The 16,101-nt window shown below is 41.5% G+C and carries 12 protein-coding genes and 1 other annotated feature; of the genes, 8 read left to right on the plus strand and 4 right to left on the minus strand.

Annotated features, from left to right (window positions below):
- Positions 1 to 64 precede the first annotated feature (64 nt).
- The 4 genes from B5771_RS14925 (at position 65) to B5771_RS14940 (ending at position 6,040) form a co-directional block, all read left to right on the plus strand.
- Positions 65 to 1,465, plus strand: coding sequence for a sigma 54-interacting transcriptional regulator (locus tag B5771_RS14925; protein WP_088188237.1), 1,401 nt, complete (start codon positions 65 to 67; stop codon positions 1,463 to 1,465).
- Positions 1,466 to 1,721: 256 nt separating this feature from the next.
- Positions 1,722 to 2,615 (plus strand): MBL fold metallo-hydrolase, encoded by an 894-nt coding sequence (locus tag B5771_RS14930; RefSeq protein ID WP_088188238.1) that lies wholly within the window; start codon positions 1,722 to 1,724, stop codon positions 2,613 to 2,615.
- Between the two features lie 35 nt (positions 2,616 to 2,650).
- Positions 2,651 to 3,961 (plus strand): DUF362 domain-containing protein, encoded by a 1,311-nt coding sequence (locus B5771_RS14935; RefSeq protein WP_088188239.1) that lies wholly within the window; start codon positions 2,651 to 2,653, stop codon positions 3,959 to 3,961.
- 435 nt (positions 3,962 to 4,396) lie between these two features.
- The gene (locus tag B5771_RS14940) at positions 4,397 to 6,040 is read left to right on the plus strand and encodes a long-chain fatty acid--CoA ligase (protein ID WP_088188240.1); all 1,644 of its coding nucleotides are present in this window, start codon (positions 4,397 to 4,399) and stop codon (positions 6,038 to 6,040) included.
- A 188-nt stretch (positions 6,041 to 6,228) separates the two neighbouring features.
- Here the strand turns inward: B5771_RS14940 and B5771_RS14945 are convergent, their stop codons facing one another.
- The 3 genes from B5771_RS14945 to B5771_RS14955 are packed head-to-tail and all read right to left on the minus strand — an operon-like array spanning position 6,229 to position 9,635.
- On the minus strand, positions 6,229 to 7,449 hold the full coding sequence (locus B5771_RS14945; protein WP_088188241.1) for a DUF438 domain-containing protein: 1,221 nt from the start codon (positions 7,447 to 7,449) through the stop codon (positions 6,229 to 6,231).
- Between the two features lie 59 nt (positions 7,450 to 7,508).
- Positions 7,509 to 8,375, minus strand: a complete 867-nt coding sequence (locus B5771_RS14950) for a phosphatase PAP2 family protein (RefSeq protein ID WP_242966852.1) — start codon at positions 8,373 to 8,375, stop codon at positions 7,509 to 7,511.
- A 57-nt stretch (positions 8,376 to 8,432) separates the two neighbouring features.
- Complete coding sequence (locus tag B5771_RS14955) at positions 8,433 to 9,635, minus strand: heparan-alpha-glucosaminide N-acetyltransferase domain-containing protein (RefSeq protein WP_242966853.1); 1,203 nt, start codon at positions 9,633 to 9,635, stop codon at positions 8,433 to 8,435.
- A gap of 245 nt (positions 9,636 to 9,880) precedes the next feature.
- On the opposite strand from B5771_RS14955, the gene B5771_RS14960 reads away from it, so the two are divergent.
- From B5771_RS14960 to mutY, 3 genes are all read left to right on the plus strand, one after another.
- Positions 9,881 to 12,286, plus strand: coding sequence for an ATP-dependent DNA helicase (locus B5771_RS14960; protein WP_088188244.1), 2,406 nt, complete (start codon positions 9,881 to 9,883; stop codon positions 12,284 to 12,286).
- 116 nt (positions 12,287 to 12,402) lie between these two features.
- On the plus strand, positions 12,403 to 12,828 hold the full coding sequence (locus B5771_RS14965) for an EamA family transporter (RefSeq protein WP_088188245.1): 426 nt from the start codon (positions 12,403 to 12,405) through the stop codon (positions 12,826 to 12,828).
- An 11-nt stretch (positions 12,829 to 12,839) separates the two neighbouring features.
- Positions 12,840 to 14,066, plus strand: a complete 1,227-nt coding sequence (mutY, locus tag B5771_RS14970) for an A/G-specific adenine glycosylase (protein ID WP_088188246.1) — start codon at positions 12,840 to 12,842, stop codon at positions 14,064 to 14,066.
- 4 nt (positions 14,067 to 14,070) lie between these two features.
- Here mutY and B5771_RS14975 read toward each other — a convergent pair whose 3' ends face one another.
- On the minus strand, positions 14,071 to 14,268 hold the full coding sequence (locus B5771_RS14975; RefSeq protein WP_088188247.1) for a hypothetical protein: 198 nt from the start codon (positions 14,266 to 14,268) through the stop codon (positions 14,071 to 14,073).
- A gap of 180 nt (positions 14,269 to 14,448) precedes the next feature.
- Positions 14,449 to 14,833: a binding site (T-box leader), on the plus strand.
- A 47-nt stretch (positions 14,834 to 14,880) separates the two neighbouring features.
- Between B5771_RS14975 and B5771_RS14980 the strand changes: the two genes are divergently transcribed.
- Entirely contained in the window at positions 14,881 to 16,017 is a 1,137-nt protein-coding gene (locus tag B5771_RS14980; RefSeq protein WP_088188248.1) for a bifunctional 3-deoxy-7-phosphoheptulonate synthase/chorismate mutase, read from the plus strand.
- Positions 16,018 to 16,101 lie beyond the last annotated feature (84 nt).

The following is a 16,101-nucleotide window of genomic DNA, read 5'->3' on the forward strand; positions in this document are numbered from 1 at the left end:
CCTTTACTTCGCATGCTCATGTCTAGTATAATGTTTACAAATGATACAAAAATGGGGGAATTTCATGAGTGCAGGAATTCATGCTGTCACTACAATCGATTTTCCACGTTGGGATCAAGCACTGTTATTTAAAATCCTCGATAATATTCATGACGTGGTATTGGTTATTGATTCCCATACAACAATTGTCTATGTCAATGAAGCCTATGCCCGAATCCTGGGAGTTCCTGTGGAAAAAGTCCTGGGCCGCAGATTGGACAAAATCGAACCTGATTCTGCAGCGATTAAAGCTCTTCACAGCGGAAAATCCATAAAAGGCTCAGAGCATTTGAAGTCTCTAGGCATCGACGTTATAGGCAGCGCGTTTCCCTTGTATAAGGGGAAACAAATTATCGGATGTATCTCAACGTTCAAAAATGTTACCGAAGAACTTGAGCTTAACCGCGAATTGCAGCAAACAAAAGGCGTTGCGGATTATTTAAAAGAGCAGTTGGATCAATGGGAACAACTGCCGTTGTCGTTTAAGGAATATGTTGGGCAAAATCGTAATGTGAAAGAAACCTTGATATTGGCAGCGAAGGTAGCTCGTACGGACAGCACGGTCTTGATTCGCGGGGAAAGTGGTGTAGGAAAGGAAGTGCTGGCCAAAGCAGTTCATAACGCCAGCCGTCGTAAAAACAAACCTCTAATAAAAGTAAATTGTGCAGCAATACCGGAAAGCTTAATAGAAAGCGAATTGTTTGGATATGAAGAAGGAGCGTATACGGGTGCCAAAAAAGGGGGCAAACTCGGGAAATTCGAACTAGCTCATAGCGGGACAATTTTTCTGGATGAAATTGGAGATATGAGTTTAACAATGCAAGCCAAATTGCTAAGAGTTCTGCAAGAAAGAGAATTCGAAAGAGTCGGAGGATCAGCGACGATTAAGGTTGACATACGAGTAATAGCAGCCACTAATCGTGACTTGGAAACGATGATTGACGAAAAAACCTTTCGGAAAGATCTTTATTACCGCTTGAATATTGTTCCCCTGAATCTCAACCCGCTGCGTGAACGAAAAGATGATTTAATAGCTTTGACCCAAACATTTCTTGATCAGTTTTCGCGGGAAGTGGGGCATGAGTTAAGCTTATCTTCCCAGGTATTGAGGATCTTCCAAAATTATAACTGGCCGGGCAATATTCGCGAACTGCAAAATGTTCTGGAACATGCAAGTATTGTGTGCAATGGGTCTACCATTGAAATTCACCACTTACCCGCCAATATTATTCCAATGAATAATCAACCCCCTGATTTAAAGGATAAGACCTTTAACTTAAAAGAAATTGTCGCGAGAGTGGAAAAGGAACTTATAGTATCTGCTTTAGCTAACAATAACAATAATCGAACAAAGACTATGGAAGTCTTAGGGATTTCGAGACGGGCCTTTTATGACAAATTACGTAGGTATGGTATTGAGGAATAGTGCGCTTTCAATACCTTTGTACTTCGAAAACTGTATAAAATTCATACACAAACCAAACTCGATATTAAAGAGTTTGGTTTGTGTATGAATTTTTACTTGTTTGGCAATTGGCACGTATCTTGCAATATTTAGTAAATAAAATATCCCCTTGTGAGGCAACGAAAAACTATACTATTTTTAAGGAGGATAAGTAGGCACTTTTCCTTCGGCAGAGAGTTTTCATGCTTCTGCTAAAGGCTGGAGAACTGCGATTAGTATGAGCGAAGTGATGTTTATTAATTTACTGCCCCATTTATATTTTGTTTCAGGTGAACAAGGGGGACGGTTTCCATACAGTAATGGTCTCTTGATTGAGGGTGACAAAAGGGTTCTGGTTGATACTGGCTTTGGCCCTAGCCGACGTAAAAAGATTTTGCAAAAAGGCAGGGTCGATATCATCATAAACACTCATTTCCATTTGGACCATGCTTATGGAAATAAGTATTTTCCAGAGGCGGAGATTTGGGCCCATGCTTATGATGCTCCACCAATTCGTTCTCTCAATAAATTTATGGCTTATTCGGGTTATGGCGAACTTTCCGCTTTTCCCAATCCTGAATATTTTCCAGACGGGCCGACAAATCAAATTGTGCATAGAGAACTTAAAGATGGTGAGGTCTTAAAGTTTGGAGAGATTTCTTTAAAGGTTATTCATACACCGGGTCACACTCAGGGGCATATTGCACTCCTTGAGCCTCAATCAAGCCTTTTGTTTTCCGGGGACATAGACCTGTCATCCTTTGGCCCTTGGTATGGCAATGCACTTTCTGATCTCGAGGCATTTGTTGACTCCATTAATCGGCTTATCGACTTAAAACCTAAAGTGATAGTAACCAGCCATGAGGGAATTATTTCTGACAATATTACTGAGAGACTAAAGAGTTATGCCGAAATGATTAACCAACGAGATGAAACTATTCTTAGACATCTGCAAATTCCAAGTGGAATGTCAGATCTCTTGGATAAGAAGATTATTTTTAAACGCTACCCAGAACCCCAAAAAGTATATCGTTTTTTTGAGCAGACAATGTTAGAAAAGCATCTGCAGCGTTTAGCCAAGCAAGGAAAGATTATTATGAATCCCAATGGCAAATATAAGGCCTATGCCTGAAAATTTTACTCATTATTATGAATCGAGGGAGTTTAATGGATAAACAAGATAAACCGACCGTATCTATTGTTAAAGTAAAGGACGTTTATGAGTCTCTTCTTGAAAGTATAAAGTTGTGTGATGGCTTAGCAAACTTGGATACTAATGATATGATCTTAATTAAGCCCAATATTGTCAGCTGGGATTTCGACTTGCCATTTCCTCCTTTCGGTGTAGTAACGACAAGTATTGTGATCGAAGCCTTAGTCCGTATTCTTGCTGAGCATGGGTTTAGTAAATTGACAATTGGCGAAGGTGCTCTGCCTGTATTTAATCCTAAGAGTGAAGCTGTTTTTGAAGCTTTGGGCTATCATAAGTTAGTGCAAAGATATGGGGTAAAACTTGCAGATTTCAATCAAGAAGCGTTTGAAACAATTGACTATGGAGAAGGCCTAAAGCTGGATGTAGCTAAACGAGCTTTAGAAGCGGATAAAATTATTAACGTACCTGTATTAAAAACGCACAATCAAGCTAAAGTTTCTCTAGGGATTAAAAATTTAAAAGGTTGTCTTCATAGAAAGTCAAAACAGTTATGTCATGGTATCGCTAATCAGGAACTCAGCCTTATGTTCCCCCGTATTATAGAAAAACTCCCTGTAGCTTTAACGGTTATCGATGGTCTATACACGCTTGAGAAAGGACCAGGCCCCACAGGAAGAGCCTTCCGCAAAAATTTGCTGATATCTTCGCGTGATCCCTTTGCCTGTGATCTGGTGGGCGCGGCTATTCTCGGTTATCCCGCAAATGAAGTTGAACATCTAAGTATCTACGCTAACCGCCATGGGTACAGCACGGATTTAGCGGATTACGATGTAAAAGGAGAAAACCTTGAAAATCACCGGGAATATGTAGAGTATGATTGGGAGTGGTCAGAAGAAGATACAGGACCGGCGGGATTTAAAAAACGAGGCATTACAGGTTTAGCGATTCGCAAATACGACAGCACGCTGTGCACAGGATGTTCCGTACAATATAATCCGATGTTAATCCTCTTTTCTTCAGCCTATAAAGGTCAGCCGTTTCCTAATGTTGAAGTGGTTTCTGGAAAGAAGCAATTGGCATCACCGGGATTTGAAATGTCTGTCCTTTTCGGCAAATGTGCTTGCCACCTGAATAAAGATAATCCGAATATTAAGAAGGCAATTCCGCTTTGGGGATGCCCGCCTGATCTTAATAAATTTGTTGATACTCTTGCCCAAGAAGGGATCGAATGTGACTATAAGGATTATGTTCGCTTTCGCCATTATTTAATGGACCGTTACAAAAACGATGCGAATTTTCAGCTTTCTGATTGGTCTGTCGAGTAATACCCTGTGAAATAATTAGTGAACCCCGGTTGGTATTACCTAATGATAGAGGAGCTGTTAGTGCAAGAGAGCCCGAAAGGACGTTATTAATGCCCTTCGGGCTTTTTTTTAACCACTTAAGGTTTGAAATTTAGATTTGTATATTATGTATACAATCAGCTGGTCAATATGTTGCGATATTGTAACAATTACCTGCGGATTTAACTACTCCGTAAAGGTTGGACTCTTAAAACCGGATCTTCTGATGATATGGCTGAGAAACGATGTCAAGAAGGATAGAAAAATTGTTTAATAGCTGGCACAGTTATTGCAAAATAAAATAGACAAATAATTTTGAATGTTTTGAAAAGTATTAAGACAATTTTCGGTTGTTGTTGGGAGATTCTTTGAGATTGCAAATAGTCTCGGATTGGTTATTAAGGAGGTTAAGTAATCATGCTGCTACATGAAAAGCCTTGGTTTAAAAGCTATCCGTCCTATACAAAGCGAAGCCTTGAGTATCCTGAAATAACACTTGGTCAGTTACTTGATGATGCAGTGAGCAAAAGCCCTGATACTTTAGCTATGATTTTTGAGGATCAAAAGATAACTTATAGGGAGTTTGGAGATCAAGTGAACCGTTTAGCTAAAGGGCTATTCGATCTGGGGGTAAGAAAAGGTGAACGAGTTGCTCTGATGGGCCCTAATTGTCCTCAATGGGTTGTGAGTTTTTATGCGTTGCTTAAACTAGGTGCGATAGTTGTGCAAACAAATCCAATGTACGTGGAACGTGAATTGGCCTACCAAATAAACGATTCTGGTGCCACAACAATTATCGTGTTTGAACTTCTGTATCCCAGAGTCCAAAACATTTTTCATGAAACAACATTACAACGAGTCATAGCTTTTAATTTTATTGTTCCTGTTAAACAGACACAGGACATAAATTCTTATGATGTGTTGATCAGAAGTGACTTGATTTCGGACGTTGTTGAAATAGATCCGGTTAAGGATCTGGCAGTTTTACAATATACAGGCGGAACAACAGGCGTATCTAAAGGCGTCATGCTTACCCATCGCAATTTAATCTGCAATACTATTCAAAATATATCTTGGTCCTTTGATATAAAATACGGGGAGGAACGAATATTAAGCATTTTACCTCTGTTTCATGTTTATGGAATGACTAACTGTGTAAATTATGCTGTGGCTAGTGCATCGACACAAATACTATTGCCTCGCTTTGAAATAGATAAGGTTCTAGACGTTATTAAAAATCATAAACCGACCCTTTTCCCTGGGGCACCAACTATATTTATGGCATTAAACAATCATCCTCGAATTGCTGATTATCGAGAAAACTTAGCGGCAATCAAAGTTTGTAACAGCGGCTCAGCTCCTCTGCCATTAGAAGTTGCTCAAAAGTTCAGCGAAGTAACCCAGGGAGCGGGAAATCTTATTGAAGGGTATGGTCTTTCCGAAGCGTCACCGGTAACTCATAGTAATCCATTGGACCGGCCTACACGCAAAGGCTCGATAGGAATCCCCTTTCCTGACACGGATAGCGTTATTATGGATCTGGAAACTGGAACGCGACCACTTCCTGTGGGGGAGATTGGTGAACTATGTGTTAGAGGTCCTCAGGTTATGAGCGGATACTGGAATAAACCTGAGGAAACAAAAGAGACCCTGCGAGATGGCTGGTTGTATACGGGTGATATTGCTAGAATGGATAAAGATGGTTATTTCTATATAATTGATCGGAAGAAGGATATGATTATCGCGGGAGGGTTTAATATTTACCCCCGTGACATTGAAGAAGTGCTTTATGAGCATCCTAAGGTGAAAGAAGTTGTTGTTGCAGGAATTCCGGATCTCTACCGAGGAGAAACCACTAAAGCCTATATAGTACTGCATCAGAACATTGAAGGGACTGAGGAGGAATTTATCTCGTTTTGCAGAAGCAAGATGGCGGCCTACAAGGTTCCGCGGCTTATCGAGTTTAGAAAGGAGTTGCCCAGAAGTATCGTAGGAAAAGTATTGCGACGTCAGCTTGTCGAGGAGGAAACAGCTAAACTGCAAACAGCGGTGACGAGTTAGAATATTCTTCGTCCGTTGTTTGGGATTTGGCACCCTCATTGAATCCCCACTTTTCTTGCTAATCATTCAATTTAAGCCGATCTCACTCCACAATACCAGTGAAGCGAGATCGGCTTTCGCTATCTGAACCCACTTTTGATTTTTAACGTTATAAGTTTCTACACATCCCCAGTCCTTCGTTAACGAGTTCACTCTTCGGAATAAATCCGTTTTTCCCCCTGGATATTTTGTAACTTTTGGATATCTTGGGTGACTTCCATAGTACCACGGTAGGTTCCTTTTTCATCACGTATGGCAAAATATTGTATATAAACATACATGTTGTTCATATGTAACCAGAATTCAGCGGTATCGCGCTGACCGCTTTTAAAATCTTGAACAATTTTGTTAACAATGTGCACACTATCAGGCGGATGACAATCTTTAACATTCCGGCCAATGATCGCTTTACTGCGTTGGAAAATACGTTCTTTGCCAAAGGAGAAATAGCGGACGATATCAAATTCATCCACAAAGGTGATATCTACAGGCAGGTGGTTAAAAATCAGACTCACTTGCTCTAAGGACAAACCGCCAGTTGGAAACGAAAGAAGCCGATGGGATGTAACAGTTGGTTCAGGAGGAGCGGCTGGAACCCACCCTTCGTCCGGCTGAATCAGCGTATAGCCGATCTCACTGCTCTGTTCTGCTACTGCCGCCCATTCCGCCTCAGTTAGAGTTTCCATACTCATCGGAAACAAAATATTCTCTTCCTTGTAGATCATATCTTCGATAGCTTTCAGTACTGGTAAAGCGGTAGCTTGAACTAATTCCAGTAAAGAATGTTTAGCGGGCAAATGGTCTAGAAGGTTTTGGGAAATCTGTTTAAGCTGAGCTCTGATTTCATCATGGATTCCCCACATTACTTTAGGGGGCCCGCTTACCCCATGCTTTTCGAGATAAGCAAAAAGAATATTCTCTTTACGACTGTAATGTTTTTCAAGTTCTAACAATTGGCGGTGAAGAACTTGCCATTTATTCAGGTCTTCTTCGGGAATAGTTTCTTGGGTTGTGTCAAGAAGTTGTTTCAGAAGTGGGCGCAGCTCTTGAATCACGTCTGCAATAGCATGGTTTTCTTTACGAAAGGTTTGGATGGGATGGCCGCCTTGTTCTTGGGATTTCGGTTGTTGATCAAGACTATCTTCAAAGACGGATACATGAACATCGCAGAGACTTTGAATTTCTTTTTCTGGCAAACCTTCTTGGATAAGCTCCTGTTCTAAAGCAGCGATCTCTGTTGCGCCAACGTCGGATAAGAGCTCGCGGAACCTCTCTTTCAGTTCTTGAGGATTTTTATTCTGGTGAATGTCACGGATAATTTGCTTGAGGGTTTCTCGCCGTTGCTGATGATTTCCTATAAGTTCGCTCATAGTATCTCTCCTTTCGCCTTAAACCTTATCTCCTAAAGGTTGTGACGATTGAGAGTTTTTCATGCATTCTTCTTCCACCGTTGGCCGACTTTAAGGATAAGCCAATCTCCTAATTTAATTGTGCTCAGGGCTAAAAGAATGCCGGCAATGACATCGGTAACCCAATGAATTTCCAGATAGAGTGTTGAGTAGATGATCGAAAGGCAAAATAATGTCCAAACCCATCGGAAGAGTTTATCCTTTTCTCTCCAGGCCAATAGCAGCATGGCAAAAGCTATAGAGGTGTGCATTGAAGGAAAACAATTTACTACCACGACGGCAGCCTCTGCTGCTGAAAGGTGACGGGCCATCCCGTCGGGCTGCCCTAAGACATACCACACTTCATTAACATGAATCGTTAAGTAGAAAGGGAAAATCAAGAGAAACTGTAAAACATGGGCTGACAAGCTGTAGCGAATCATTTTTAAAGAGTCTTTAGCCCAGAAGGAGCGAAAAATTGGAATGAGTACAGGAAGCGTGAAACCATTAGCGTAAATCCATTGAAAATAGCTTGTTAGCCATGGGGTTTTAAGAACTCGAAAAATCCAGCCGTTATTTCCGGGAATCGACTTAAACAAAGCATCTAAGTCCAGCAGATGTACACGAGTTCCCAGTTGCCAATAGACAATGTCATTCCAAACGGGAGGGAAATATTGCCACATCAGAATTGGAAACAATACTAAAGGGATACCGATACGCAAAAAACGCTGCCAAGAGACTGGCAAACGATCAGGTTCAATATTCCAGAAAGCTCCGACTAACAAAAGATAGGAATAGTGGGCAGGACGATTGGGGGCAATGAAAACGAACAGTATGACGGCAACTAAACAGAAACGCAAAAGGTTTTTTTTAGACCAGGTAACCCAACGCGCAGTTTTCAGATCCATTGAAGAAATCATGGGTATGAATCAGTCCTTTCCAAACTTATGGCGAAATTAACAAGTTTACCAGTGCAATCGGGTTCCTACTGGCGAATAAGTTTTGGATAAATATCGAGATTTATGCGATAATCTCCATGCTTGATATTTAAGATTGAGCGGGTAAAGGATTATAATACCCAGAATCCAGATCACAACTCCCGCTAAGAGGGAAAGACAATTAAATCGGGCCAGAACTGCCGGTATTGCGGCATAAAGCCAGAGGTGAGCGTTATAAAAGAAAAGTGGTGATTGTCCGAACTTTTCCAACACCTGACCTAACTTAGAAGTCTGAGACAATCTGAAAAAGAAATAACCCAGCAAGAAGACAAGCCCAAGATAGAGAAGAAAGAAAGTGATACTTGGCGGGTATTTGGAAAGTCCGAAGAAGCCTTGCAAAGTCCCGTCGGGACTAAGATAATCCCCCACTCCCAGAAAGCGTAAAACAAAGAAAAGAGCTAAACTGCATAAACCCGACAGCGCAAATCTTTTTGCTTCATAAGTCACGCCGCGTTCTTCTTGATAAGTCTGCCCATACAACCACCCTAGGACCATCGGCAGAAGCCAAGGAATCAAGGGGAAATTATTATTCACTAATAACGTTGAAGAGAATGGTACTGGAAGAAGCAAAATAGTTTGCAGCGCTTTGTAGAGCGTTTGATGCAAAGGAAAGTTTCTTACAACCGTCGGCAAAAATAGCTGACTCAATAAAAAGAGCAAACCAGTTAAGCTAAAGAGTTTCCAAGGTGAAATTCTGCGACCTGCCACAAGAACAATAAACCCTAAGCCGATGGCGGATAAGACACTAAAGGAGAAAAAGGTTCCCGGCGTAAGGACGGAGAATAACGATTGTGCTTGAACAAATAGAGGAAGATTGAAAGCTGGGGAAGCAATAAAAAGCTGTAGTGCTATAAGAACAAGTCCTCGTTTCAGCAGATACTTGTCAATACTCCAATTAGAAGCACCCAAGGACTGTCGCTTTCTGACCGAAAGAGCTAAAACATACCCGGCAATAAAAAGAAACCCGGGAGCACATAGGCTGGACAAAAACATCACGAGTAATCCGAGAAGGCTTGCACTTCCTATGGGATTAAATGTTACATTCCCGTTCATTAGGAGCGGCAATCCTTCATTATTGACTCGTCCGCTGCTCCAAAAATATAAGGCATGATCTAGAGCCATAAAAAGCATAATTAAACCGCGGGTACGATCCAAAAACCGTAGCCTCATAATCATCATCTCATTTCTTTTTCCTCAAGGCTTCCGGTTATCAATTATACTCCCCAATAAAATCGAAAATTTACTTAAACAATGAACAAGTTGTCAAGAATTAGTGAAGATGGGATGCTGCCAACTTTTTAAGAACTGGGAACTTTTGCTCTTTAAAGGATTCAAATAATCTTCGTCGAATTTCAGAGGAGAAGGTTATTTTATTCAGCGTTAGCTGAACGACTTCACTTGGAAGGATTATTAGATTGAAAATTGTAAAAGTATCTGTACGAGAATTAGTTGAATTTGTACTCAAGAAGGGAGACTTGAAGCCTGCCGCGATTGGGGCTGCTCGAACTCAAGATGGGATAAAAGCACATCAGTTCGTTCAAAGGCAAAGCGGTACGGATTACCTGCCAGAAGTGACGCTATCCTATCTTTATGTTCCTAAGGAGAAGCAGATCATTAGAGGAGTCGAAGAGGATATCTGCCTGGAAGTGAAGGGGAGAGCGGATGGGATCCTGAAAAGGGAATCTGGAGCCTGTGTAGACGAAATAAAAACGACGGCTATGGATTTAACCTTAATTGATGAATCAATAAGTGACATGCATTGGGCTCAAGCGCAGTGTTATGCCTTTATGTATGCTGCGCAGGAAGGCTTAGAAACGATTGATGTTCAGCTAACTTATTTTCAGCTTGACACTGCTGAAATAAGAAAATTTAACAGATCATTTGCTTTTGAACAATTATCAGAGTTCTTTATAAATTTAGGAGAGAAATATCTGCTTTGGGCTTGCAGGCTTCAAGATTGGTATAACCAACGCGATTCAAGTATTCAGGAACTGCAATTTCCTTTTTCTTCCTATCGAAAGGGACAGCGGGAGTTGGCTGTAGGCGTTTATCAGACGATCAAATCCGGCCAGACACTTTTTGCCCAAGCTCCTACCGGCATCGGCAAAACTATGGGTACTTTATTCCCTGCCATCAAAGCGATGGGGAAAGGTTTAACGGTTCAAATTTTTTATCTGACTGCCAAAACAATTACTCGAACTGTGGCGGAAAAGGCTCTGACGGATTTACAGGTTCGAGGACTAAAAATCAAACGGCTTACACTCACTGCTAAGAAGAAGGTATGTTTCCAGCCGGAATCTTCGTGTCTGCCGGAGGAATGCCCTTTTGCCAAAGGCTACTACGACCGCCTTCGTGGGGCGGCGGAAGATATTTTTGCTGAAGAATCCTGGACTCGCCAAGTGCTTGAAGATTATGCCCGAAAGCATTCCATCTGTCCATTCGAATTTTCTTTGGAAATGGCCACTTGGGCTGATGTGGTTATAGGAGACTATAATTATGTGTTCGATCCTCGAGTTTATTTGAAACGATTTTTTCTTGACGGAGGGGATTATACTTTTTTAGTCGATGAGGCCCATAATTTAGTGGAGCGTGCTCGGGAGATGTTCTCGGCAGAGATAAGAAAGGAAAATTGGCTCGAGCTTAAACGACTTACCAAAGTGGATGATCCGAAACTGTCTAAAAGTTTAGCACGAGTTAACATGGCTATAATTAAAGAAAAAAAAGCTTGCTTGGCTGATAATTCGAAAGGAGAGAGCGTTGAAAAGGAGCTGCCTAGTGACCTAATTAAGGTTTTACGGCATTTTGTCAAAGCGGTTGAAACGTTCCTGAAATATAAAGATCAAACATACGATTGGCAGGAACAGCTTTTGGACCTTTATTTTCAGGCCCTGACCTTCCTTAGAACTGCAGAAAGTTTTGACTCGCATTACGTCACCTGTCTGCAATCTCAGGGAGATTTAAGGATTAAGCTGTTTTGCCTCGACCCCTCTGTTCGCTTAAGAGAAGCCTTAGAAAGAGGGAGGGCCTCAATTTTATTTTCAGCCACTCTAAGTCCTATGGATTATTTTATGAATGTTTTGGGCGGAGAGGAGACCTCGTTCAAATTGAGATTATCCTCACCCTTTCCTGCTGAGAATTTGCACGTAGTGATTCACAAAAGTATCTCTACCAAGTATAGGCAGCGAGCTTTTAGTTATGAGCAAATTGCTGAAACCATCGCCGCTGTTACCTTGCCTAAAGAGGGCAACTATCTTGTTTTCTTTCCTTCTTATGAATATTTGCAAGAGGTCTGTTTCAGATTTCAAGCGCAAAATCCTTTAGTTAAGGTAATTCAGCAAAGGTTAGGTATGCAGGAGGAGGAACGGGAGGAGTTTTTGGCAAGTTTTAGTGAACATCCCCATGAAACACTGATAGGCTTTGCCTTGATGGGCGGAATCTTCGGCGAAGGCATCGATTTAATGGGTGACCGTCTTTCCGGGGCCATAGTAGTGGGAGTCGGCCTGCCCCAGGTAGGATTTGAACGAGAGATAATTCGTGACTATTATGAAAAAGTAAGTCATGAAGGCTTTGAATTTTCCTATATATATCCCGGGATCAACAAAGTCCTGCAGGCAGTCGGCCGAGTAATCCGCACGGAAAAGGATAGAGGCATCGTCGTATTGATTGATGAACGTTTCGCTCAGCCGAAGTACAAAAGATTGCTCCCATCCGCATGGAGGAATATTCGATACGTGACCGATATTCGGGCTGTTCAGCAATCAATCGAGAACTTTTGGTCTCCAATGGTTCCTGAAAATATCAATGAGAATAGCTATAATTGATATCATTGGTAGGATTGAAATACGATTAGAATTAAAGGCCTAACAATAATTATTAAAGAACGCCGATTAAAGGATGTATCAAAATTAAGATCATAGTAAGAAAATGAGGGTTGAATATGTTAGAATATATATTTCCTATAGTTCTTATTGTCCTATCAAATGTCGTTTATAATTTAGCTCAAAAAACTACTCCACAGAATGTCAACCCCTTTTCAGCGCTGCTGATCACCTATACAACTGCTGCTGTATTTACGGCCGCAGCAGGCTTCGTCTATAGATCCGATAAGGGATTTATAGAGTCGTTTTCAAAATTGAATTGGACGAGTTTTGTCTTAGGAATTGCGATTGTTGGGCTAGAGGTAGGGTATTTAATTGCTTATCGTGTTGGTTGGAATATTGGGGTTGGTTCATTAGTTGCCAACATTATTCTGGCCGTTATTCTTATCCCTATTGGTATACTGTTTTTTAATGAAGGGTTTTCATTGTATAAACTTTTGGGAGCTGTTTTGTGCATCTCCGGATTAATCCTGATTAACATCTAAGGACATTTGAAATGGAAGCAGAAAGAACTATGATGCAAGATAATTTAACAGATTTTAGTATAGCCGAGTATTTATTACCTTGGTTTCATTCAGCAAAAAGGGATTTGCCTTGGCGTAAGACAAAAGATCCTTATATGATCTGGGTGTCTGAAGTGATGCTGCAGCAAACGCAGGTAAAAACAGTAATTCCTTATTTCGAACGATTTCTCCAGCGCTTTCCAAATTTGAAAAACCTGGGTGAGGCCAGCTTTGAAGAGGTACTGACGGAATGGAGAGGATTGGGCTATTATTCAAGAGCTAAACGGATGTGGGAGGGAGCTCAATATCTTCTCACTCAAAGAGAGGGCGCAATGCCCGACAATTATGAACAGCTTTTGAAAGTGCCTGGTATTGGAAAGTATACTGCCGGAGCCGTAGCCAGTATTGCCTTTGGTGAGAAGGTTTCAGCCATTGATGGTAATGTGTTGCGAGTAATGTCTCGTTTATTGGCTTGGCCGGAGCCCGTAGAATCCGTCAAAAGTTATCGCAGATTTGATCAGTCTATTACTCTTTGGCAAGCAACATCTGATCCGGGGGATTTTAATCAAGCTTTGATGGAACTTGGGGCTATGGTATGTACCTCCAAAAAGCCAAGCTGCGTTGAATGTCCCTTGTTTCAACTATGCCTTGGAAGAAAAGAGGGAAATGTTCTTCTTTACCCTGTAAAAAGGCCTAAACCTCAGCGTCAAGAGATGACACGTTTAACGTTTGTAATGAGGAGAGGGAATGAGGTATACCTGCAAAAGCGTCCGTCCGATGGTTTGCTGGCGAGTCTCTGGGAACTTCCCGGTGTGGAAATTTTGCAGGAAAACCGCCGTAAAGATTTTCTGCTGTCCTTTTCTCAAAATGAATTGTTTCATCTTTATTATGAAGCGGTCAACGATCGCTCCTTAGATAAAGCTGTTACCAAAGGGTTGTCCCAAGCTGCCACTCTTCAGGGCCCTCTATGGTATAATTTCAGTCATCGGCGGTGGAAAATTTTTTGGATCGTATTGGATATCAACGAAACTTTCGAGACTCAGCAATTACCTTTGCCAGTGTCGGTACATGAGCAACCTGAAACTGAACACAAACAACACCTGCTTGGTGAAAACAGGTGTTGGGTTTCACTTAATAAGATAAGTGCTCTTCCTCTTCCAGTGGCGTTTCGAGGAATCTTTCGCGAACTCTTAAAACATAATAATCATACTAATGTTTAATGATTTAAATCATTGACGCTGAACAATTGTCGTCGTTGGGGGAATCTTGGGACAGGGAAGAAAGAGAGCTGTTCCCTAATTGTGCTCGTTCAAGCCATTTTTTTGAAACCTTGCATTTAACGATATTTCCTTTTTCATCAGGTCCTTGGAGAGTAATCTTCTCCCCAAAAAGTGAATCCAATAACCCTATTGAAAAGCGCATATTCAAAACTCCTTTCCACGGTACATTGTAACTTTACAATACGAACCTTAAAATATCCTTAAGATTTCTTTATTTTTTCCTTTATAGGATCATGCTATACAAAGGTCAATAATGAATAATTTTCTGATATACACAGTTGACAAATAGCATACTTCTGTTATAATACTATTAATTAAATCCTTAAAAGCTTCGACGGAGAAAAGTAGGTTATATATTACCGTTCAGGGAGGAAGAGTCATGACTGCAAGCTCTTCTATGTGTGGTAATAACTGAAGTTCCCTCCTGAGCTTCCGGCTGAACAAAAAAAGTAGGCTAGGACGGTTCTTCCCCGTTAACTGGAAGGAGGTATCGGATATCATTCCCGTACCTTGTCGAGCGGCTTTATAGCCAAAAGTTGGGTGGTAATACGAGATAACGTTTCTCGTCCCGTCAGGGATGAGAAACTTTTTATTTTGCTGAACCTCCAGAACTCAACAAAGACGAGTTTGACGACAGTACCTTTTTGAGCGGACCATTTTGGTCAAATTGGGTGGTAACGCGGAAGTCCACGGCTTTCGTCCCTGGTGGGATGAACCGTGGACTTTTTTATTTAAACTACAAGGAGGAATGACCATGAAAGACTTAAAATTAGCCGGTGATAAGTCCAAGAAAAGTGTTATTAAGGTTGGTGACGTTTGTCTAGGCGGCAAAGAAATTGTTCTCATAGGAGGTCCCTGTGCTGTAGAATCGAGTATCCAAATGCAGAAAGCTGCTGCCGCAGTCAGACGTTCGGGAGGGAAAATTTTGCGTGGCGGTGTATTCAAGCCGCGCACATCTCCCTATAGTTTTCAGGGGCTGGGGCTTGAAGGAGTCAACTATTTGGTACAGGCCGCAAGAGAGGAAGGCCTTTTATGTGTTACCGAAGTTATTGATCTCAGAAGTTTGGAAATGGTCGTCGATAAAGTTGATTTGCTGCAAATTGGCGCTCGTAATATGCAGAATTTCGAACTTCTAAAATTAGCAGGCAAAGTAAATAAGCCGATTATTCTTAAACGCGGATTGTCTGCGACTATAGAAGAGTGGCTGTTGGCTGCCGAATATATCATGGCGGCGGGGAATTCTCAAGTTATCTTATGTGAGCGCGGAATCCGAACGTTTGAACCCAGCACAAGAAATACGTTGGATTTAAGCGCTGTCGGGGTTGCCAAAGAACTGTCCCATCTCCCTGTAATCGTCGATCCCAGCCATGCAGCAGGAAGACGCGATTTAATCGCCTCCTTGTCCAAAGCGGCTGTGGCAAGCGGTGCCGATGGTTTGCTTATTGAAATGCATCCTAATCCTGAGGAGGCCATGAGTGATGGGCCTCAGTCTCTTACCCCGGAACAATTTATGACCTTAGCACAAGACTTGGAGCTCGTTGCACAATCTGTAGGAAGAAATTTTGTCAGTAGAGAAACAAGGGAAAATTTGGAAGCCTTGCGCTCTGAAATTGATCTCATCGATTATACTATTGTAGAGCGGCTTTCTAAACGCATGCAGATCGTCAGCAAGATTGGTGAGCAAAAACGACTGGATAAAGTTAAGGATGTTGGCCGAGAAAGAGATATCCTCCAACGTTTAGTTCCTCTGGCAGAAGAATTGCAGCTTTCTCCCGAATTTGTAAAAAGGATATATTCCTATGTATTTGAGTTTTCGGTGCAATCCCAAATCAAAAGCAAACTTACTGGGGATGATCAACTGGAATCCCTCTGTCCGATGGGAGGCAAGTAAAGCTTATGGAGATCTTCTCTCTGCCAAGGTGAGAAGATCTCTTTTTCCTTTTAAACATTGATTTTCTTGCCTTAATAAGGGTAT

It is taken from the genome of Desulfosporosinus sp. FKA, assembly GCF_002196785.1.
GTDB lineage: Bacteria > Bacillota > Desulfitobacteriia > Desulfitobacteriales > Desulfitobacteriaceae > Desulfosporosinus > Desulfosporosinus acididurans.